The sequence below is a fragment of the Capnocytophaga sp. oral taxon 878 genome, from assembly GCF_002999135.1.
In the GTDB taxonomy this organism is placed as follows: domain Bacteria; phylum Bacteroidota; class Bacteroidia; order Flavobacteriales; family Flavobacteriaceae; genus Capnocytophaga.
The window spans coordinates 2553485-2575018 of the sequence record NZ_CP027229.1 but is presented as its reverse complement, the minus strand read 5'-3'; the positions used below and the strand labels follow the sequence as shown (position 1 = coordinate 2575018).

General features: G+C 38.8%; 16 protein-coding genes and 1 tRNA gene. 7 read left to right on the top strand and 10 right to left on the bottom strand.

Going from position 1 to position 21534, the window contains the following annotated elements:
- Window positions 1-12 precede the first annotated feature (12 nt).
- From C4H12_RS11680 to C4H12_RS11650, 7 genes are all read left to right on the top strand, one after another.
- Window positions 13-777, top strand: coding sequence for a hypothetical protein (locus C4H12_RS11680; RefSeq protein ID WP_106099073.1), 765 nt, complete (start codon window positions 13-15; stop codon window positions 775-777).
- 213 nt (window positions 778-990) lie between these two features.
- The gene (locus C4H12_RS11675; protein WP_106099072.1) at window positions 991-1950 is read left to right on the top strand and encodes a type IX secretion system membrane protein PorP/SprF; all 960 of its coding nucleotides are present in this window, start codon (window positions 991-993) and stop codon (window positions 1948-1950) included.
- An 8-nt stretch (window positions 1951-1958) separates the two neighbouring features.
- Entirely contained in the window at window positions 1959-2318 is a 360-nt protein-coding gene (gene folB / locus C4H12_RS11670; RefSeq protein WP_106099071.1) for a dihydroneopterin aldolase, read from the top strand.
- 44 nt (window positions 2319-2362) lie between these two features.
- Window positions 2363-2433 (top strand) — tRNA-Cys (locus C4H12_RS11665).
- Window positions 2434-2478: 45 nt separating this feature from the next.
- On the top strand, window positions 2479-2859 hold the full coding sequence (locus C4H12_RS11660; protein ID WP_106099070.1) for a hypothetical protein: 381 nt from the start codon (window positions 2479-2481) through the stop codon (window positions 2857-2859).
- 88 nt (window positions 2860-2947) lie between these two features.
- Complete coding sequence (locus C4H12_RS11655) at window positions 2948-3430, top strand: regulatory protein RecX (protein ID WP_106099069.1); 483 nt, start codon at window positions 2948-2950, stop codon at window positions 3428-3430.
- Entirely contained in the window at window positions 3420-5081 is a 1662-nt protein-coding gene (locus tag C4H12_RS11650; RefSeq protein ID WP_106099068.1) for a hypothetical protein, read from the top strand. The genes C4H12_RS11655 and C4H12_RS11650 overlap by 11 nt, the downstream gene beginning before the upstream one ends.
- Window positions 5082-5583: 502 nt before the next feature.
- Here C4H12_RS11650 and galE read toward each other — a convergent pair.
- The 10 genes from galE to C4H12_RS11600 form a co-directional block, all read right to left on the bottom strand.
- Entirely contained in the window at window positions 5584-6606 is a 1023-nt protein-coding gene (gene galE, locus C4H12_RS11645; protein ID WP_106099067.1) for a UDP-glucose 4-epimerase GalE, read from the bottom strand.
- Complete coding sequence (locus C4H12_RS11640) at window positions 6603-7319, bottom strand: DUF4328 domain-containing protein (RefSeq protein WP_106099066.1); 717 nt, start codon at window positions 7317-7319, stop codon at window positions 6603-6605. Before C4H12_RS11640 ends, galE begins: the two co-directional genes overlap by 4 nt.
- Window positions 7319-8704 carry an aspartate ammonia-lyase gene (gene aspA / locus C4H12_RS11635; RefSeq protein ID WP_106099065.1) on the bottom strand — a complete coding sequence of 462 codons (1386 nt, stop codon included), beginning with the start codon at window positions 8702-8704 and terminating at the stop codon, window positions 7319-7321. The genes C4H12_RS11640 and aspA overlap by 1 nt, the downstream gene beginning before the upstream one ends.
- Before the next feature lie 67 nt (window positions 8705-8771).
- Window positions 8772-10175: a peptide MFS transporter gene (locus C4H12_RS11630; protein WP_106099064.1), complete on the bottom strand. Its 1404-nt coding sequence runs from the start codon at window positions 10173-10175 to the stop codon at window positions 8772-8774.
- Window positions 10176-10206: 31 nt separating this feature from the next.
- Window positions 10207-12363, bottom strand: coding sequence for a S9 family peptidase (locus C4H12_RS11625; RefSeq protein ID WP_106099063.1), 2157 nt, complete (start codon window positions 12361-12363; stop codon window positions 10207-10209).
- Window positions 12364-12981: 618 nt separating this feature from the next.
- Window positions 12982-13527, bottom strand: a complete 546-nt coding sequence (locus C4H12_RS11620) for a 3-oxoacyl-ACP synthase (RefSeq protein ID WP_106099062.1) — start codon at window positions 13525-13527, stop codon at window positions 12982-12984.
- Window positions 13517-14632 carry a beta-ketoacyl synthase gene (locus C4H12_RS11615; protein ID WP_106099061.1) on the bottom strand — a complete coding sequence of 372 codons (1116 nt, stop codon included), beginning with the start codon at window positions 14630-14632 and terminating at the stop codon, window positions 13517-13519. The genes C4H12_RS11620 and C4H12_RS11615 overlap by 11 nt, the downstream gene beginning before the upstream one ends.
- A gap of 248 nt (window positions 14633-14880) precedes the next feature.
- The gene (locus tag C4H12_RS11610) at window positions 14881-16182 is read right to left on the bottom strand and encodes a BT_3987 domain-containing protein (protein WP_106099060.1); all 1302 of its coding nucleotides are present in this window, start codon (window positions 16180-16182) and stop codon (window positions 14881-14883) included.
- Between the two features lie 21 nt (window positions 16183-16203).
- The gene (locus C4H12_RS11605; RefSeq protein ID WP_106099059.1) at window positions 16204-18159 is read right to left on the bottom strand and encodes a RagB/SusD family nutrient uptake outer membrane protein; all 1956 of its coding nucleotides are present in this window, start codon (window positions 18157-18159) and stop codon (window positions 16204-16206) included.
- Window positions 18160-18178: 19 nt separating this feature from the next.
- A complete protein-coding gene (locus C4H12_RS11600) occupies window positions 18179-21238 on the bottom strand; it encodes a TonB-dependent receptor (protein ID WP_106099058.1) in 3060 nt (1019 codons plus the stop codon).
- Window positions 21239-21534 lie beyond the last annotated feature (296 nt).

Genomic DNA, 21534 nt, shown 5'->3' with positions numbered 1-21534 from the left:
CAATTTACACTTATGAAAAAAATAGGTTTTATAATCATTGCGGTTGCGACATTAGCAAGCTGTAGTAAGGGAATTCCTGCTATTAACGATGTGGAGAAGAATAACCTGAGAGGAAAGGTGAAGCGGATGGTAGAGGTTATAAACAATGAAAAGGCGTTTCCCTTACACTTAAAAGATTCGGTAATTTACTCTTTTAACGAGAAAGGTTATCTTACTGAGGTAGTACAACATTCTAAAATAGGAATAGAGGGAGAAGGGCCTAGTTACAGTTCGATAACGACCTACTACACTTATAATCCTGAAGGAATGAGCAGCATAACATACAATAATAATACTGGCGATGTTATGGAGCAAGTTACTGAAAAATATACTCCTGAAGGATTAGTACTTACGAAAGTGATTAATGATAAGGATAATGGTAGAACTACCACCCTACAACACACTTATAACCATGACAAGCGAGAAGTAGAAGCAATAAGCAAAACAAGTGGCATTGATAGAACAGAAAGGGGGGTGCTAGAATACAATAAACAAGGACGTATTATAAAGGGGACATATTACATTCCACCTTCAAAAGAGCCTACAGTAAAAAGCAACACTTTTTATAATAGCAAAGACTATATAGAACGTAGAGAGTATTACTATGCTTTAACTGAAAACAAACAGGTAGATACTTATGAATATAAATACGATAGCCAAGGTAGTGCTACTGAAATAAAGGAATATATAGATGGTGTGCTTAAAAGTACTACTAAGAGGGTTATAGAGTATTATTAAGAGGGTTATTTTTTGGCTTCTAAAACTGTTAATAAAGATATAAAAATGTTAAATGTTATACTTTATTAGCTAAAAAAGTATGGTGGTATAAAAAAAAGAAGTATATTTGCTGCAAATTTATAAGTTTTATCCTTTCACTATATAGGTGTAAAGGAAGCTTATAACAACTAACAATATAGCAAGCAAAATAGTTAAAGTTAATTTTTATCGACAATGAAAAAAATAGTATTTTTACTTTTGGCAGTATGTGCTTTTGCTGGTAAGAGTGTTGCACAGGAGCTAAACCTCCCACAACAGAACCAGTATTTGGCAGACAGCGAGTTTTTAATAGCCCCTACTTATGCAGGTATTGGGGACTTTGTACGAATTCGTTTATCGGGTATTACGCAATGGGTAGGAGTAAAAGGAGCTCCTGATTACCAATCACTTGCAGGAGATATGCGACTTGGAGAACGCAGTGGTGCAGGTTTAATGCTTTACAATGACCGCAATGGGCATACCTATCAGCGTGGTGGTAAAGCTACTTTTGCACACCACTTGACACTTGACCGTTATGACAATCACTTTGTGTCTTTTGGTATTTCATACGCTTTTAATACTTTTAAAATTGATATTAACAAGTTCAATAAAACTATTTCGGGTAATGACCAAGCAGTAACTAATGACCGCTTTACTGTAAACCACAACTTTGATGTTGGGGTATTATACCGTTACAAAAACTGGTATGTAAACCTTACTGCACTAAATATTTTGAATAAAGATATTGAGCGTTTTTACCAAGAAGAACCAAAAGCACTTCGTAACTATATGGTTTATGCTGGTTATAGATACAAAGCAGACAAGAAAGCTACTTTTGAGATAGAACCTTCTTTGTTATACCAGTTTTATGAGAGTGATGGACGTTCTACCACGGATGTGAATCTTAAATTCCGCTGGATGGATTTGGAAGATTACTATTGGGTAGGAGTAAATTACCGCTCACTAAATGACCAGATTTTAAAACCACTGAACATAGGTCCTATGGGAGGTATTAAGAGAGGTATGTTATATTTTGCTTATTCATACCAGCTTACTTTGAATGAGATAATAGGATACAACTCGGGAACTCACGTGATCACTTTGGGTCTTGACCTATTCCAAGGAGTTAGTAACTGTAAGTGTGCGCAACGATAACAGGCAAAATGGAACAGATTATCTTAAAGAACATACGAGTGTATGCTTATCATGGATGTTTGGCTGAAGAAGGAATGATAGGCAGTGATTATAGGGTAGACCTAAAAGTAAGTGCTGACCTACAAAAAGCAATGCAAACGGATGCTCTTAGCGATACGGTAGATTACGTACATCTGAACAAAATAGTAAAAGAAGAAATGGCTATTCGTTCTAAATTATTAGAAAATGTAGCAAAGCGAATAGCAGACCGCATACTGGATGAACTCACTGATATTCAGAAAATAACACTAAAGATTGCGAAGATTAACCCACCCATAGCTGGCGATGTGGCAAATGTAAGTGTAAAAATAAAAGTGAAAAAAGTTTGACAGTTTAAAAAATTGTTATATCTTTGCACCCAGAATGAAAAAAAGGCATCGTGGCCGAGGGGTTAGGCGGAGGTCTGCAAAACCTTATACAGCGGTTCAAATCCGCTCGATGCCTCACATTTTAAATAAATATTCCATCAATTAGTAAAACCTCACAGCAATGACAAATGTTTTAGACAAATTTATTCAGGACATGAAAACAAACGTTCCTGGATTTATAGCTGTTTCAGTTACCGAAGTACGCTCAGGTGTATCTTATGGTTCTGATACTGTAGACCCTAGTTTTGATCCTAACCTTGCTTCTGCTTACAACCTCGAAGTAGTAAAAGCTAAACAAAACGCTTTGCAAGTATTGGGGTTAGCATCAAGAGAAAAGATAGCTGATATTCTTGTTACCCTTACTGATCAAATTCATATTATTGATATAGCAGCAAGTGGTGGCTACTTTATCTACTTAGCGGTTGACTCAACTAAGGCTAACCTTGGTTTGACACGTGCGCTACTTTCTAAATACAAAAAAGATTTAGCTGCTATTTTCTAAAAATAGCCTAATATATTTGTTTGCATAGTATAAAGTGTTATAAAAGGGGTTACTCAATACATCTTGAGTAGCCCCTTTTTATTATTTTATGGAAGAGAAAGCTATAAAAACCTATACAGTAGCTGAAGCAAAACAGAAGCTGGAAGCCTATTGCGCGTATCAAGAGCGTTGCCATCGTGAAGTGCGACAGAAACTGTACTCTATGGGAATGATACCGCTGGCTATTGATGACATAATAGTCCATCTTATTAAAAATGACTTTTTAAATGAAGAACGTTTTGCCCGTAGCTATGCTAGAGGGAAGTTCCGGATAAAAAAATGGGGTAAAGTGCGTATAGAACGCGAACTGAAAGCCCGTGGACTATCGGGGTATGTAATTGAAGCGGGACTGGAAGAAATAGACGAAAATGAGTATATAGATACTTTTGAAATGATAGCTGAAAAGAAATTTGCAACTATCAAAGAGAGTAATCATTATAAAGCTAAAGCTAAACTGGCTAATTACTTACTATATAGAGGATGGGAGCCAGACCTTGTTTACGAAAAAATTAATGAATTGTATGAAGAGTAGAGCACAAGAATCGACTAACGCGATAGAGCGTATGTATGTAACAATGAGGCACTTGTTCACAAGGGGCTTTTATAAGCCTATGGGGGTATCGGGGGAGGCTTTGCGCGAATCACTATTAGTACTGCGCCCTGAGATATACGGCTCAATAGCTGAAAGTAAAACAGAACTAAACGGGCTTATTTATGTTCTTGACCGTTTGCCAGAGGGTATTGAACAATGTAAGTACATCAACCTTATTGCAGATGAAGGGTATCGGAAATCGCATTTTAAGCCTATTATTCCGCCCAAAAGACGTAGAAACTGCTATCGTATTGATGAGCAGCAAATGAACATTGAAATTACCCGTGGGAGATCGGATATATATGATGTGCTTACACATCTTACATTCCTTTTTGTTGAATCGCACAAAATAGCAAATCGTACCCTTTTGGAAGATAATAAAATATCACACGACTGGGAAAAATTGGAAGCTGCTGTAGCTAAAAACAAACTGACTTTGGCTGAACGTGAAGCTTCATTCATACATATAGGTAACTTATTAGGGCGTACTTTTGAGGAGGTATTGGAAGCTCATAAAGCGCTTGCTACCTCTACCCTACCCGACCGCTTTATTCATATTGTGTATTGGTTAGGCAAATTAGCCTTAAACGAGCGCCTGAATGATGACAAACGTACTATTACTTTTAGCACTGTGCTACGCGAGCGTTTGGGTCATCACCTACATGGTGAGATATGGGCAGAGCATTTAAAGCATATTCTGTTAAAAAATGGATTGCTACATCGCCCATTACATATTATTAGTGCGAATATGCACAGTGTAATGAATACTTTTTTTGCACGTAAAGCGCTTGCTAATGAAGTGACAGCTGAGACTGATATTGAGCTTTATGAGTTGCTAAGTATGCACGAAAGTGAGGGATTGCGCAAAAAGATTAAAGAGTATGCACACGAACACGGAATGATTTCGGTAGATGATACTTCGGGGACTAATATAGATGTACAGCTGTTTGACACTGCTAAAATGGACTTTAGTGGTACTCCTTACTCGTTGGAGGGACTGGAAGATGAACAGAAGCCTGTGCTTTTTGTGATGGATTACGCTTTTGGGGAGCAGGCTTATGAGACGATTGATGAATTATTAAAACCTTATCACAAAGGAGGTGAAACGTACTTTATGAATGTGTTTTCATTATCTATAATGGGTAAGGCGGGCATATTGGAAGGTGATAAGGGTGATTTAATGATTCCTACTGCGCATATCTTTGAGGGTACGGCAGATAACTATCCGTTTCATAATGAATTTGCTAAGGCTGACTTTGAGGGGAATGGATTAAAGGTGTTTGAGGGCTCGATGATTACGGTATTGGGTACTTCATTGCAGAATAAGGATATTTTAAAATTCTTCCTGCACTCGACTTGGAATGCTGTGGGATTGGAGATGGAGGGTGCTCATTACCAAAAAGCTATTCAATCGGCATCGAAAATACGGAAGAGCATTCGGGAGGATGTGAAGGTGCGTTATGCTTATTATGCATCGGACAATCCTTTGGAAACGGGTAGTACGCTTGCTTCGGGGGGATTGGGTACCACTGGGGTAAAACCTACTTACTTGATTACAAAGAAGATTTTGGAGCAGGTGTTTGAAAAATAAAAAGAAGTATTTGCTTAAAACTTACTGCAAAGTATATTTTTAGGGCTGAGTCCGTTGGTGGACTTAGCCTTATTTTTTTGGAATAATGTAGGAGATAAGAAGGAAAGAGGATGATTTGTTTATTTTTTGGGATATAGTGAGTTGTGAGAGTGTTCCAACTATCCTTCGTTTATAGTTCGTTTATCCTTCGTTATTCGTTCGTTCAAACTTATGGTGGAGTAAGCTACTATAAGGAGATAACTATCTTTCGTTTATAATTTGCGATATACTTAGTTATGGCTGTCGTTTGTTAAGAGTTTTCTGTTGTTGGGGGGTGCTTAGATGTGGGTGCTGACAGGGTGGGCTGATGCTTTGGAGTAAATAAAAGGGTGGTGAATGGTGCGGGGTGGTAGGTGAGGATTTTGGTAGAAAAATGGTTATTAAAAAGAAAAAATCTCCTTGCGGTAGTGTGCAAGGAGATTTTTGTTTTGCAAAATTAATTAGGTTATTTGTTTTTATTTTGCTATTTGTTTCGTACTTTTTGTTCCCATTTCCAAGCTGAGAGCATTGCTTCATCCAAAGAACTTTGGGCTTTCCATCCAAGTACATTATTGGCTTTATCGGTATTGGCATAAGCGGCTATAATATCACCTGCACGGCGGCCTACTATTTGGTAGTTAAGCATTTTGCCAGAGACACGTTCAAAGCTTTGAATTACTTCTAACACGGTGCTTCCTTTGCCGGTACCTACATTGAATACCTCGTAGTTTTGGGTGTCCTTACCATCTAAGAGGCGTTGTAGGGCTATTACGTGTGCTTTTGCTAAATCGACTACGTGGATATAGTCGCGGATACAAGTGCCATCGGGGGTAGGGTAGTCGTCGCCAAAAACAGAGAGCTTTTCACGTAGGCCGATGGCTGTTTGGGTGATAAAAGGCACTAAGTTTTGGGGTACTCCTAAAGGTAATTCACCTATTTCGGCTGATGGATGCGCTCCTATTGGATTGAAGTAGCGCAAGGCAATGGCGTGTAGGTGAGGGGTTACTTTGCAGGTATCGCTAATAATTTCTTCGCAAATTTGCTTGGTATTACCGTAAGGAGACTCGGCTTTTTTCACTGGAGCGTTTTCGGTAATAGGCAACTCATCGGCTTGCCCATATACGGTACAGGAAGAACTGAAGATAAAGTGAGCTTTGGGGAGCTTACTGAGCTCTTGTAGGAGGTATACTAAGCTTGTGAGGTTATTTTCATAATAGAGCAAGGGTTTTTCGACGCTTTCGCCTACTGCTTTGGAGGCGGCGAAGTGAATTACGCCTTGCACATCGTGATGGCGTTTGAAGAAGTCTTGTACATCGGCTTTATCACGAAGGTCGAACTTCTCAAACGCGGGTGCTTTACCTGTGATTTTAGCGATATGTTCTTTTACATTTTCTTGGGCATTGGAAAGGTTATCAATAATAACCACATCAAAGCCTGCATTTTGTAATTCAACAACGGTGTGTGAGCCAATAAAGCCTAAGCCACCGGTTACTACTATTTTTTTCATTGGGTTATAACTTTTGATGTTTCAAAAATGTTTTTTGAATCAGTTATTGGGAGGGTTATCTCATACAAGACTCTCTCGGCATCGGCGTATTTTTTAACGATTAAAATAGCAAAATAGGCGGCAAATATCTTGATAGCTTCAGCAATTACACTTGCGATACCTATGTTGTAAAAATCGTCTATATCATTAGCCGAAAGGGAGATTCTAAATGCGATATAGTGGATAACACTCCCTAAAATAAAGAGTGACCACCATATAGGTAGTATATTATCAGAAAGATTATCAATCTTTCTGTTCTTAAGAATAAAAAAAAGGCGTGTTTCGGTAAAGAGTTCTTTCATTATGCTAAATGGGATAAAAAAACTCATAATAGGTATAAACCAACCTCCTGCTGCCCACCCTTCAGTATAATTGAGAGGATTTTTTATCAAGTGCAGGTTATAATATGCCCTGCGGAACCACCTGATAAACAGAATACCTGTAATAATGGCAATTACGGCATTGATAATAGCAACAATTGTGTTTATAGTATCAGAGGTATCTGCTTTTTCTTGGAGTTCATATACATTACCTCCCGCTTGTGCTACAGCTTCTATTTCACTAATAATAGAAAGCTGATATATATCACCAAAGATAAGTATAAATTGAAAAGCAAAGGTAACCCAAAGGGCATTAATTGCTTCTTTAGCTCTGATAGAATTAACTCTTAACATTATAGCATATTTTTAGGGTCTAAAATAGTGTCTAACTGCTCTTTAGATAATAATTGATGCTCTAATACTAAATCATATACTGACTTACCGGTTTGCAAAGCTTCTTTAGCTATTTTAGTACTGTTCTTGTATCCGATATGCGGGTTAAGGGCTGTTACAATACCTATACTATTTTTCACCATATTAAGCATTACCTCACGATTGGCTGTGATGCCTTCTACACACTTGGTACGGAGGGTATCAATAGCGCGTTCTAAGAATACAATAGATTCAATAATACATTGGCATAACACAGGTTCCATTACATTTAGCTGTAACTGACCTGCTTCGGCAGCAAAAGTAACAGTAAGATCATTACCAAATACTTTAAAGCACACTTGGTTTACTACCTCAGGAATAACAGGATTTACCTTACCTGGCATAATAGATGAACCTGGTTGCATTGCGGGCAAATTAATTTCATTAAGCCCTGCACGAGGCCCTGATGATAACAAGCGTAAATCATTACAGATTTTAGAAAGTTTCACTGCCATACGTTTTAGGGCTGATGAATAAATTACGTATGAACCTGTATCAGGAGTAGCTTCTACTAGATTAGCAGCAGTTACAAATGCCTCACCTGTAATCTTAGCTAAATTCTCAGCACATAGCTTTGCATAGCCTTTAGGAGCGTTTAAGCCTGTACCAATAGCAGTGCCTCCCATATTAATCTCTAAAAAGAGATTAGCATTGTTTTGTAGGCGTGCTATTTCTTCTTCTAAGTTGGCAGCAAACGCTTCAAACTCTTGTCCTAAGGTCATAGGAACAGCATCTTGTAACTGAGTGCGTCCCATTTTTATAGCATCAGCAAACTCTTTGCCTTTATTGCGGAAAGCCTCAATAAGAAGACGTAGTTTCTCAATTAGGCTTTGGTTCATCTTAATCACAGCGAGCTTTACTGTTGTAGGATAAGCATCGTTGGTTGATTGTGATTGGTTCACATGATCATTAGGTGAGCAGTATTGGTATTCCCCTTTTTGATGTCCCATAAGCTCTAAAGCGCGGTTAGCAATCACCTCATTGGCATTCATATTTACTGAAGTTCCTGCACCTCCTTGAATCATATCCACTGGAAACTGATTATCATACTTCCCGCTAATCACCTCGTGGCAAGCCTCCGAGATGGGTTTTAGCAACTCATTAGGTAACAACCCCAAAGCATTGTTTGTTTGTGCCGCAGCTAGTTTCACATAAGCTATGGCTTTTACAAACTCAGGATAATCACCCATCTTAGTGCCTGTAATACGAAAATTATCTATAGCGCGTTGTGTTTGTACGCCATAATAAGTATCGGCGGGCACTTGTAATTCACCGATAAGGTCTGATTCTGTTCTAAACTTTGTCATATTTTTTATTTTTAATTAATATGTAATTAGCCAATTTGCAAACTCTACAAATTGGCTAATTTACTAATTATTTAACTCCGTGCATCATTTGTTGTAGTTTCTTATTAAGTAGTATCATACCTAAACCACAAAGGATGACAAAAACAGATATTGAAGTGAATATAACACTTGCTCCGTGTTCTTTTACAAATGAAGCAATAACTCCTCCAGCTGCATTAGCAAAGAAAGCTGCCATCATCCAAACTCCCATTAAGATACCTGCCAAACGTGGAGGCGATAATTTAGTCACAATTGATAATCCTACTGGCGACAAACATAGCTCTCCCACTGTATGTGTTAAGTAAGTAAGCACCAACCATGCCAAACTCGCTTTTATAGCCACATCTTCAGGATCTGATCCTATGGCTCCTCCTCGTTCATACACAGCTCCTATCATAAAGAAGAAACCTATACCCAAAAGCACCATACCTGCTCCCATCTTGAAAGGTGTTGTCAGGCGTTGTCCAAACTTTGTATTCCATAATGAAGCAAATACTGGTGCCAAAAGTACAATAAACAATGGGTTTACCGATTGGAACCAAGCTGTTGGAATTTCAAAGCCCATAACATTTCTATCAATGTACCTATCTGTATACAAGGTTAGCGATGATCCTGCTTGCTCAAAACCTGCAAAGAAGAAGATAGCAAAGAAGAAGTAAATAAAGATAACTGCTATACGTTCTTTCTCTTCTTTAGTAAGTGGCTTGTTTGCTTCTGCCTCATTTAATTCTACAGCATTTTTCTTACCTCCTTGAGGTTTTTTGCCAAGGTCTCCTAAGTATTTCTGAGCAAAGAAAATAAATATCAACTCACTCACAAGCATCCCTATAGCTGCTGCTCCAAAACCAAATTTGTAACCAAATGACATTGCCACCTCACCAGTGTTCATATCAATAGCCGTTTTAGCAAAAATATTATCTGTAAGCAATCCTGTTAGTAATGGCGCTAAAAACGCCCCAAGGTTGATACCCATATAGAAGATAGAAAAAGCCGAGTCCAAGCGCTTATCGCCTGTCTCATACAGCCCCCCTACAAGTGCCGAAATATTAGGTTTGAAAAAGCCATTACCAATAATCAGTAGGAAAAGTCCTAAATAAAGCCCTGCGTGGGTTGTCCATGCAAATAGCACTGCCTCTCCTAAAAACATAATAAAACCACCTAATAACACCGCTTTACGCTGCCCTAAGAAGTTGTCTGCTATCCAACCTCCAATAAGAGGGGTGAAGTAAGTAAGCCCTGTCGCAAAACCATAAATAAGCGACGCTGTTTTTTCATCAAAAGCCAACCCGCCTTCTAACCACGTCTTGGTAAGGTATAACATCAAAATACCACGCATACCATAGTAGCTAAAACGCTCCCACATCCCTGTTAAAAACACAAGATAAAGCCCCTTAGGGTGCTTCTTTTTCACATTTTCTACGTTTGTATCCATTTGTTCGTAATATAATAATTTAAAAGTTTGTTTACAAATTCTGTTCTATAAATTCCGTCATCTTTAAGTATAACTGCCAGCGTGTACTACCTGTATTGTCATAAATACCATGGTCTTTATCCGGATAAATAAGCCAATTAAAATCCTTACGATAGCTCACCAAGGCATCTATAAGTACCATAGCATTCTGTACGTGTACATTATCATCTGCCGTACCGTGAATAAGCAAATACTTACCTTTCAGTTTCGCAGCGTGTGTTATAGGGGAGTTATCATCATACCCCTGCGAATTCTCTTGCGGAGTGCGCATAAACCGTTCCGTATATACAGTGTCATAAAAACGCCAATTCGTAACAGGTGCTACTGCTATGGCCATTTTAAATACATCCGATTGTTGGAACAAGCAGTTGCTCGCCATAAATCCTCCAAAACTCCATCCCCATATCCCTATCCTATTCTTATCCACATAAGGATAATTGCCTATTATTTTTGCAGCTTCAGCTTGGTCTTGCACTTCTTTCTTGCCAAGTTCCAAATAAGTACATTTCTTAAACTCCGCTCCTTTAAAGCCCGTACCTCTGCCATCTACACACACCACTATATAGCCTTTTTCAGTAAGCATACTATGCCAAAAATCATTCATATCCCACCAATGATTGGCTACTTGTTGTGAACCAGGACCCGAATACTGATACATAAGTACAGGGTATTTCTTAGTAGCATCAAAATCCTTCGGCTTCAGCATATAAGCATTTAAAGTCCCTTGCCCTGTCTTTATCTCAAAAAACTCCTTGTTAGCCAACTTATAATACTGCAAATACTCCAAATACTGCTTGTTATTTAGTATTTCTTTCACCTCACTACCTGTCTTAGTTTGGTACAAAGCATAACGCGGAGGGGTCGTAATACTAGAATATGCCAAAATATAATAACTAAAATCCCCACTAAAAGTAGCGTTATTAGTCCCTATCTCTGCCGATAGTAACCGCTTATTCTTCCCATTAAGCCCTATCGCATAAATAGCCCTATTAATACTCCCCTTCTCTGTCGATTGGTAAAACAGTTGCTTCGTCTTAACATCATAACCATAAAAGTTTGTCACCTCCCAAGCTCCTCGGGTCAAAGGCTGCACCTTCCCCTGAGCCGTATAGTGGTACAAATGATTATAACCATCCTTTTCCGACTGATACACAAAACTATTATCTGCCAAAAAATGTAAGTTATCATTAATTTCCACATACGTATCACTCTTCTCAGTCACAAGTGGCTTCACTTCCAAGTTATCTACATTCACTTGTACCACCTCCCAATGGTTTTGGTGCCTATTCAAAGTCTGCACCATCAGCAAATTCGCCTTCTTGCTAAACTGCACACGCGGAATATAATAAGCCTCCAAAGGCACCTCCTTCGTCTTCCCTGTCTTCAAATCATACAAGTGCAATGACACTTCCGAGTTGTTCTCACCCGCCTTCGGATACTTAAATGTATTATAAGTAGGATACAAACCATTCCCGTAAATACTCATCGAAAACTCAGGCACCTTGCGCTCATCAAGCCGCACAAATGCCAAACAGCTCCCATCCGCATTCCAATCAAACAGTCGCACCACACTTGCTTCCTCTTCATATACCCAGTCCGAGGTACCATTTATAATCTCATTCTTTTTACCATCAGTGGTAATCGCACTTTCCTTGCCAGTAGCAAGGTCATAAAGATAGAGATTGTTTTCCCTTGAAAAAACCAGTCTTTTCCCATCTGGCGATAGCGTCGGGATACTTATTTTCTTATCCGAAATACGTTGTATCTTCTTACTCTCTATATCGTACAAATAATAATCCGCCAAAAATGAATGCCTGTAAATACTCTCCCTGTTAGTAGCTATAAGCAATTGCTTTTCATCAGGACTGAAACTATAGTCACTAATCCTTCCTATCCCGAAGTCTTTAGCCACAAATAGGTCTTTCACCTTGCTCAAAGTAGCAAAATCGTATAATGTGATTTGGTATGAACCCTTCTCGCTATTGTATTCCAACACAGTATACTCTGCCGAGTGCTGCAAAGCACGCAGGTTATACATACGCTGCGGGTAAAAAGCCCCTTGCCCCCAAATAGCATCAAGCGTAATAGGCGCATTTTGGGCTTGTCCCAAAGCCATCCAAAAGCCCATCAAAAACAATAATAATCTCATTTTTTTAACACATTTAATGGTTATACAAGCTCATTTGAGCCGTCAATATTATGAATAATTTTTGATATAGACACTATCTTTTAACAAGTTTTTTTTTATCAATTTCTTACTTGTTTGATTATTAGATAAATATAAAAACCTATTTTCTATTAATTTAAACTCTCCCTTTCTTTTCCCTTTGCCTTTTTATGAAGAAACACCTAAAAACACCCCCTCTTAGGCACTCTTCTACTCCTCCCTCCCGCCCCTCATCTCCCACCCGCTCCTCTTATAATTTTCCCCCACCATCCCAACAATTTCCGCCCACTCTCCACCCTCTTTCTAACTACCTTTCTCTCACCCTCCACCCTCCTTTCTCTCTCCCTCCATCCCTCCCCTACCCCGAACGAACGAATAACGAAGGATAAACGAACTATAAACGAAGGATAGTTAGCGAGCTGGAACAGCTAAGTATGTCGCGAAGGATAGTCAGCAAGCATACACAGCCAAGTATCTCACCAAAAATAGTTGCAGCACACACTTCCTCCCCCCATCCCTTCTTACCTCTTATCTCTTACCTAAAAAAAAGGCCAGTATACAACTAAGTACACCGGCCTATTATATAGTTAGTTTATTTCTCTACTGCACCAATTTGCTCACAAACACATACTCCTCCCCAAGCAACTCTACCCAAGCCGTAAGCACCTGTGGGGCAACACCCTGTGCAATAAGCTGCTGGGCATACCCCTCCAAAAAAGGAGCCGCCTGCTCATAACTCCCCAACACAAAAAAGCTCTGCTCCGTATGCAGCCCGTGGCGTATACTTATCTCCCCCATACAAATATTAGGCAATGTATATACAAACACCGCCGGACTCGGGTAATACCCCTCACTCCCCTCTATACTCTCTCTGTGCCTCAAGTCAGTGTCCAAACTCGCACTTCGGTTTGCAAACACCAACGCAGTATCACCTCTTGCCTCAGCACCTACACCTCCCAGCAACACCTCAGCCCCCAAAAAAGCAAGCTTACTCAAATTATCCATTTTAAAGAATTTAGGATACTCTATCTCCAAGGCTTTAAAAGCATTTTTAGCAAAAACAGCAAAAGACTCCTCCTTGTCCATTTCAGCAAAAACAACCTTATCATTTAGCCAAATCGTATGATGTTCTATTCTACAAGTCATTGTCCAACATTTTAATTACCAAAGCCGTATTACTACCCCCAAATCCCGAAGCCGTTTTCAGCAAATACCTTACCCGCTGCCTAAGCGTCTCCTTCAATACATTTATAGGCTGCGATACCCCCAAGCTGCTAAAATTTAAGCTTTTTAGCAGAATATCACGCCTGCTAAAGTCTATGCTTAATAAAGTTTCTACCAAGCCCGCAGCTCCTAAGGTATGCCCAAAATAACCCTTATAACTATTCAGAGGCACATCCAGCAATCCTGCCCTACCAAAGGCAATACTCTCCATCTCATCATTGTACAAAGTCCCCGTACCATGAGCGTTAATAAGTTGTATCTTATCAGCACCCAGCTGCGCTTGGGCAAGAGCGCACTGCACACTGCGCCACAGTCCCTCACCAGTACGCGAAGGCCCCGATATATGATTAGCATCGTTGATGCTACTACTGCCCAACAGCTCTGCCACAGCCCCTTCACGCCTACAACTCACAACCACAGCAGCAGCAGCCTCACCTAAGTTAATACCATCTCTTTGGGCATCATAAGGCCTGCAAGGGGTAGCACTCATTGCCTGAAACGATTGGAACCCCGATAGCACAAACTCACTCACCTCATCCACAGCCAGCACAAGAGCGTTTTCATACACACCCCCTTGCAGTAATCTCCCCGCTACCGACAGTGCCATCGCCCCCGATACACACGCATTACTCACCACTATTGGGGTAGTAGTAATCCCTAGTACTTTGGCTATCTTCTCTGCCAGTAGGTTCAAATAAGGCAACTCCTCACCCATTCCCAAAGCACTAATATTACCTTTCGTGGTTGAAAGAATAAGTGCCGTATGCGGCCCTATAGCACACCTATCCAGCACCGGAACTGCCGAAAGCAGTAAGAGCTTCTCAAGATGTGAAAACACACCCTTTACACCCAGCTTAGCAAAAGCCTCTTCAGTAGCCTCCGCATCACATACCGAGAGTTGCACATCTTTTATCTGCCCGAAGGCAGAGTGCAGTGCAATCCCCGTCTTCCCAGCAAGCATCTCTTCAGTAGTGCTTGCCGTATCAAATCCCAAAGGGGTTACTATATTATAATCGTGAAAATACATTATATTCAAACAAATCAAGCTTCTCAAACCACAAAATTATAAAACATTTCCGAATTAACAATAAAATCACAACAAACCCCCTCTAAATACTACCAAATATCAAACCCCAACCAAAAACCACCCCATCCCTACAAGTTTCCTCATTAGTTGTTATCTTTTTAACTCCAAAAAAAAACTGCTAAGTAAATTTACTTAGCAGTTTTTTGCAATGGAAAAGTGAATGTATAGAATTTGTTTACTTTTTTTTCCTATTTAGCGTACAATGCAAATTCTGATAAACAGAAATACTTACTTCCCGCTTGAGTCTCTGTCACGTCAAAACGCAATTTTTTGAAAGGTTTAGGGCTTTCTATCTGTGGCGAGATATACAAGCCAGCATTAGCTGTTGGCATACCTTGATTTAAAGTTGTAATATCAAACCAAGTAGCACCATTATCATCAGAGCCTAACACTTTAATAACCTTAGGTTTACCATTAGCATGGTTACGGTTATTGAAACTAAGAGCAAAAATGCTTTTCTCTGCACTAAGGGTTACCACCAAGTTGTGAGCCACACCCGAAGCTGTAGGGTCATTACTCCAAGCCGAGTGGAAGTAGCTGTTAGTATCTCCATCCAATAAGTTGGCTATAGAACCTTCTCCTATTTGCGGAGCGTTAGAGCTTATCATACTTGCAGTAAGAGCCAATTTATTCTTAGCCTCTATATTTATCACAGCTGTAAGTCTAAAGTCTTTAGCTGGCAAGGTAATACCTGCTTTAGTAATATTGCTTATTTTAAGCGGTAAGGTATATTTACCTATTAGTTCACCTTTTACATTTATTTTCAAAGCTTTACTACGGCGTTCTCCTTTTGCAAAAGTAACCTTACCTTCATTCTCAATAGTATAAGCATCAGCAGGAAGATTAGCACCTGTACTGCTCACCACTGTACATTCAAAATCCCAAGGACTTGCAAAAGGCAATTCCAAGAAGAAATCATACTCTGTACCAGTAGCACCTACAGTTACTTCTTTAGCAGCTACTTCATAGTTAATAGAAGGTTTTAACAAGCGTGGACGTAATAAAAAGTAACTCTTTTCTTCATTTACAGTAGCATTACTACTTTTTATGCGCAAAGGCACTTTATAGTTATCACGGTCATTAACTTCAATGGTTTTAAGAAAAGCGTCTAACTCATCATTTTTAAAGGTAATAGTACCTTTAGCATAACGATTATTACCATCAAGGTTAAATGATGTTTGGTCTACTGTATATAAGTTTTCAGGGAAAAGTTTAATACTAGTAAAACCAATCTCTTTTAGCTGTTCTAAGGTTAATATTTCTGTTTGAACTGTTGCAACAGCATCGGGCTCACTCCCCGATTTAATTATGGTATACTCAAATTTTCCTTGCTCACCCACTTCGGTATAAAGAGTTACATCTTGGTTACCGTTTTCTTTTATCAGTGTTACGCTGTGGTATTCAGCAGGCACAAGGTCGCCATACTTTTCGCACCCTACCAATAAGATAGCACACGAAGCTGCCAAAGCAATATGTTTTAATATATTCATAGTGGTATAATATTAAGGTTATTAATAGCCTGGGGCTTGTATTAACTGAGGGTTTTTGTACACCTCATTAACGTAGATAGGCAATAAATACATACGGTTGTTCCATTCAAAAGGTTGTTTAATAGGTGTTACTGTATTAAACTGTTCAAATGTAGGATTCACTATACCATAAGCATTAAGTCCTAAGCGTTTGTTTGTACCCATAGTTTCAGGAGCAATCATCCAGCGGCGTATATCGTAATAGCGTTGTCCTTCACCCCATAGTTCTATAAAGCGTTCATTGCGCACCCATTCTGTCATAGTCATGTTACCTGTAATATCAGCTGCAGTAAGGGCAGGTACCCCAGCACGTTCGCGTATTACATTAAGGTGGGTAATAGCATTAGCATTTTCTCCTAAGGCTGCCTCACATTCAGCTAAGTTTAAGTACAATTCAGCCAAGCGGATAAGTGAACGTGGTTTGCTCTCATAGTTCCAGCCACCATTAGCATCAAATGTAAGTTTAGGCATTATCCCTTTTTGGCTGAAATAACCAGTTACGTTGTTATCACGTTGGTATTTCACAGGGTTATAACCTTGTTTATCTCCATTACGTAGTTCAATATGTAATGGTTTTCCTTGATTTAGTTTACTTGCAAAGTCTCCACCATCAAAAGCAAACCAAGCATAGAAACGTGGCTCACGGTTTACGTTAAGTTTGATAATATCCTTACGGTTAGTAACATCTCTTGATTCATTAGCTATACCAGCCGATTTGTACCATTCTGATTCTGGCGCAAAAGTAGGGTCATTCGCAGGGCGTTTACCATTTTTGGTATAAAAATAATGTATAGAAGTATTTAACACTGGCGATACACCACTATAATAACCTACGTTTTGTTTATTTGTACGAGTAAATACGTGGTGAGGCACTTGTCCGTATATAAAGTTACCTTGGTCAGCCGATGGCCATACTATTTCGTGATTACCTTCAGAGTAACGACTCACAGTAAGATAACGCATTAGCATTACTTTTTTCAAGAAAGCTTTTCCTTCAGGAGTGTTTTTATCTACACCAGGCACATAAGGTAAGTCTATGTTTCCACGTGTGTACATTTCTTCATCTGTAAATAATGAGCAACCTCCTTCTCCCATAGCATAGTCAAGAGCCTCTTGGCAAGCTACTTTAGCACGTTGCCATTTGCTTGCATCATAAGTTTTGCTCACTAATTCATATCCATAACCAGGAGTTTCAAAATTAGTGTTCTTCCAGTTAGGATAAGGGAAACTACCATTCCATAATGGCGAAGCAGCATATACTAATAAACGTGCTTTTAAAGCCTTAGCTATAGTAGAGGTAGCACGTCCCCAGTTTTCATTTTCTTGTTTAGCTGGAAGGTCTGCTGCTACTTCATCAAATTTGTTTACTACCCAATTCACTACATAGTCAAAGTGATAACGTCCTTTATACTCTTTAGCATCGGTATTCATTGGGGTAAAAGAATCTTGTATAGGGCAAGGACCATAAGTACATAATAGCATCATATGGTAGTAAGCTATCATAAAGTTAGCTTCTGCTTTCCATTGCTTCTTTTGTGCATCTGTTACCTCACGTGCATTATCTATTTGGCTTAAGAACAAATAGCATTGTCCAATGAATTTGTAATAGTTATTACCCCAACGCCAGCCATCAGCAACCGAGCCTGGAGCGTTAGTATTTTGAAGAATACGGTGCATACCCTCATTCCATAACGGAGGCAATACATATTCATCCGAAGCTCCTTCCAAAGTACTATAGTAGTAAGGGCTAGCTATCCCTGCATAACAAGAATACAAAAACTTCAAAGTACTATCATAATCTTTAGTAGCATCAGGAAGCCCCGCTTGTTCAGGTGGCACTACATCCAAATAATCAGAACATCTTACGTTAGCCAACGCTATCATTGCCACAAGCAACAAGCGTAAGAAATTGCCTTGTATATATTTAAAAACTTTCATATTAATTCTGTTTTAAGGGTTAAAAAGTAAATTGGAAACCTAAGCTGTAAATACGTTGCAATGGATAAATGTTCCAAGCCAATTCAGGATCCCACAGTTTAAACTTGCTAAATACTGCCAAGTTATTACCTGCAAAATATACACGTCCATATTTAAAGTTATATCCTACTGATAACTGTTTGAAACGTAAGAAATCACCATCACGTAACCAATAAGTACTATTTTGATCATTGTTAGCCACATCTCCTTCTTGTAATCCCAAACGTGGGTATACAGCATTAGGATTAGGATTAGCTTCTGTCCAACGGGTATCAGCTATATGTTGGAATACGTGGCGGTCATTACGTCCAAACGGAGTAGTAAGACCTGTCATTATATTGCGTTTGGCGGCTCCGTTAAAGAAGGCTCCAAAGTCAAACTTCTTGTAAGTAACAGTAAATCCAAAACCGTATTGAATACGAGGCACTCCTCCATATTCCGAAATCATAGTTTGGTCATTGCTATCTATCACACCATCACCATTAAGGTCACGGTATTTAATATCTCCTGGCATAGGCTTGCTACCTAAGTTTTGTTGCGGACTGTTATCTATCTCTTCTTGTGATTTGAACAAACCTTCTGCTATATAACCTACTCGGTGAGACATAGGTCTTCCAGTACGTATTTGCCAAGGATATTTGAAGTATAAGTCATCTATATCCACATATTTGTTCTGAGTGTAAGTAAAGTTACCTTTTAAAGATAGGTGAAGGTTTTCATTCAGCTTCTTGTTGTAGTTAGCACTAAACTCAAATCCCCAGTTATCTACCTTACCTTTGTTCACCCAAGGCTTAGCTTCATCATATCCCAATTGTTGAGGAAAAGCTTCACGTTTTAACAAAATATCGTAACGTTTGTCATAGAAGTAGTCTGCAGTAAAGGCTACACCAAACAAGTTAAAGTCAGCACCAATATTTAGCTTTTTAACTTTTTCCCAAGTAGCATTTTCTACAGCATAGTTTTTAACTTTAGGACCTTTTTTCAAGGTATTCAAATCAATACCTGTAGTATAGCCATAACCATTTTGATCAAACAATACAGTATTAAGATATAAGAAGTGTTCAGCTCCTGCTCCAAGTCCTGTTCCATCTTCACCAATCAAACCATAAGAAGCACGGAATTTTAAGAAGTTCATATATTTCTTAACTGGCTCATAGAATTTCTCTTCACTTACTACCCAACCAGCAGAAACTGCAGGGAAAAACTCAAAACGAGCTCCTTTTTTCAAACGCTCAGTACCAGTATAACCAAAGTTACCTTCTAATAAGTATTTAGAAGCATAGTTATAAGTAAGACGTCCTGAATACCCTTGGTTACGGTGAGGTAACACATCCGATTTATATTCACGTTGAGTGTAAAGTGCCATAGCATCAAAAGAATGATCTCCTACTTTACGGCTATAGTTCAAATTACCTTGCAAATAAAAAGTTTCATCTCCACCTTTTGCAATAGCTGATTGTGCAATATACTCAGTACCTTGATTTAACCTCTCTAAGTCATAAGTTCCAGTAGCAGGGTCATACGAGCCAGATTTTACCATATAAGTATATGGGTTAATAGTACGAGTATAATAGTTCTGACTCCAGTTCTTAAAGTTAACAAGTACAGAACCTGTTAGCCCTTTAGTAATAAAATCAAAATCTTGGTTTACTTTCAATGATGTATTCAAAGTATTTTGGCGTTCTTCTCTAAATGAAGTATTCATTGTAGCAAAAACGTTCTCTCTGTATGATGTACCTGTAATTACCGAACTACCATAACGAATGTGAGTATCACCAGGTTGTGCAGGGAACATAACAGGGAAGTTCACTGGGTTTGAATCTAATAATTTTCCAAATAATCCACTGTTATTATAGTTACCTCCTAAATGTTTACGTATTTGTGCATTCATACGTAACTCAATCTTAGTACTAGGAGTAAGTTTGTAAGTAATGTTATTCTGGAAGTTGTATGACCAGCGACTAATTGAGTTATCCCAAGAATACAATTTCTTAGTTTTTACCAATCCTTCATCATGGTTAGCTTGTACACTCATATAGTAAGTAGTTTTATCACCACCCCCTTGTACGTTAAGGTTAGCACGGTGGGTAAGAGCCATATCACGGAAAAGCACTTTTTTCCAATCTACATCTGGATACACATACTCATTTACATGATTACGAGTATTATCAATCATCTCTTGAGTATATTTGGTCGAACCTTGAGGGTTACGAGTAAGTAGCGCCTCATTATAAAGTTCCATCCAAGTAGCACCATCCACAAATTTAGGGAAGTTCATCGGTGTATTGAAAGATTGCTCATAAGTTACACCAATACGAGTTTTCTCATTGTTCTTACCATCTTTAGTCTTTACAATAAGCACACCATTAGCACCACGTGATCCATACACTGCTGTTGCTGATGCATCTTTAAGCAAAGAAAAACTTTCAATAGTTTCAGCAGGAATATTGTTAAGGTCGCTAGCCGAAATCTCAATATCATCCAAGATAATAAGCGGAGTAGCACGCCCACCAAAGGTACTGATACCTCTGATATAGAAGTTAGATACACTACCAGGCTCCCCACTTCCTGTGATAGAAATAAGACCTGCCAACTGACCTGCTAATGAGGTAGTAAGTGATGATGTAGGCATCTTAAGGTCTCCACCTTTAATACTCGTAATAGCCCCACTCACACTAATCTTGCGTTGGGTAACACCTCCTGCTGAGACTACTACTTCTTCCAACTGCTCGTTTTCCGATTTCAGTTTTACATCCACTACCCCTAGCTTCCCTACAATTACCTCTTCAGGCTTAAAGCCTATGTAAGAAAACACAAGTACATCTTTAGCACCGCTTACTTCAATAGAGTAGTGCCCATCAAGATCTGTGATAACCCCTTTCTTAGGCTGCCCTTTGATAAAGACGTTAACGTCAGACAAAGGACCTCCTTCATCCGAAACGGTACCAGTAATAATTCGTTTGGTTTTGGTTTGCCCATAACTATCTGTCGGAGCAAAACTAATCAAAACCAACAAGCATAACAATAATCTTTGAATCATACATTCATTGGTTTGTGATAACGGGTAAGTTATCGGTTAATACTCTGTTTTTTGGTTTTTAACATATTTCGTTTTTACGTAATTTTTATTTCACTACGAAATAACGCCGCAAAAATATGTAAGTTTTTTAATATAAAAAAATATTTTGACAAGTTTTTTGTGAAATATTTAACAACCATTTATGAAATAGCTGAATATTAAGCTATTATAAAAAGCAACCTAAAAAAAGATGTTAAGAAAAACGTTAAGAAATAAACAAAAACCACAAAAAACACCTTCTTTACCTTCCTTTTTAC

What these genes read in the sequence shown, in the direction of transcription:
- galE (WP_106099067.1), bottom strand. Translation starts at nt 6,606, where the DNA reads ATGAAAAAAATAGTAGTAACCGGTGGCTTAGGCTTTATTGGCTCACAC.
- C4H12_RS11680 (WP_106099073.1), top strand. Translation starts at nt 13, where the DNA reads ATGAAAAAAATAGGTTTTATAATCATTGCGGTTGCGACATTAGCAAGC.
- C4H12_RS11610 (WP_106099060.1), bottom strand. Translation starts at nt 16,182, where the DNA reads ATGAATATATTAAAACATATTGCTTTGGCAGCTTCGTGTGCTATCTTA.
- C4H12_RS11615 (WP_106099061.1), bottom strand. Translation starts at nt 14,632, where the DNA reads ATGTATTTTCACGATTATAATATAGTAACCCCTTTGGGATTTGATACG.
- C4H12_RS11630 (WP_106099064.1), bottom strand. Translation starts at nt 10,175, where the DNA reads ATGGATACAAACGTAGAAAATGTGAAAAAGAAGCACCCTAAGGGGCTT.
- C4H12_RS11675 (WP_106099072.1), top strand. Translation starts at nt 991, where the DNA reads ATGAAAAAAATAGTATTTTTACTTTTGGCAGTATGTGCTTTTGCTGGT.
- C4H12_RS11600 (WP_106099058.1), bottom strand. Translation starts at nt 21,238, where the DNA reads ATGATTCAAAGATTATTGTTATGCTTGTTGGTTTTGATTAGTTTTGCT.
- C4H12_RS11605 (WP_106099059.1), bottom strand. Translation starts at nt 18,159, where the DNA reads ATGAAAGTTTTTAAATATATACAAGGCAATTTCTTACGCTTGTTGCTT.
- C4H12_RS11655 (WP_106099069.1), top strand. Translation starts at nt 2,948, where the DNA reads ATGGAAGAGAAAGCTATAAAAACCTATACAGTAGCTGAAGCAAAACAG.
- C4H12_RS11640 (WP_106099066.1), bottom strand. Translation starts at nt 7,319, where the DNA reads ATGTTAAGAGTTAATTCTATCAGAGCTAAAGAAGCAATTAATGCCCTT.
- C4H12_RS11650 (WP_106099068.1), top strand. Translation starts at nt 3,420, where the DNA reads ATGAAGAGTAGAGCACAAGAATCGACTAACGCGATAGAGCGTATGTAT.
- C4H12_RS11620 (WP_106099062.1), bottom strand. Translation starts at nt 13,527, where the DNA reads ATGACTTGTAGAATAGAACATCATACGATTTGGCTAAATGATAAGGTT.
- C4H12_RS11625 (WP_106099063.1), bottom strand. Translation starts at nt 12,363, where the DNA reads ATGAGATTATTATTGTTTTTGATGGGCTTTTGGATGGCTTTGGGACAA.
- folB (WP_106099071.1), top strand. Translation starts at nt 1,959, where the DNA reads ATGGAACAGATTATCTTAAAGAACATACGAGTGTATGCTTATCATGGA.
- C4H12_RS11660 (WP_106099070.1), top strand. Translation starts at nt 2,479, where the DNA reads ATGACAAATGTTTTAGACAAATTTATTCAGGACATGAAAACAAACGTT.
- aspA (WP_106099065.1), bottom strand. Translation starts at nt 8,704, where the DNA reads ATGACAAAGTTTAGAACAGAATCAGACCTTATCGGTGAATTACAAGTG.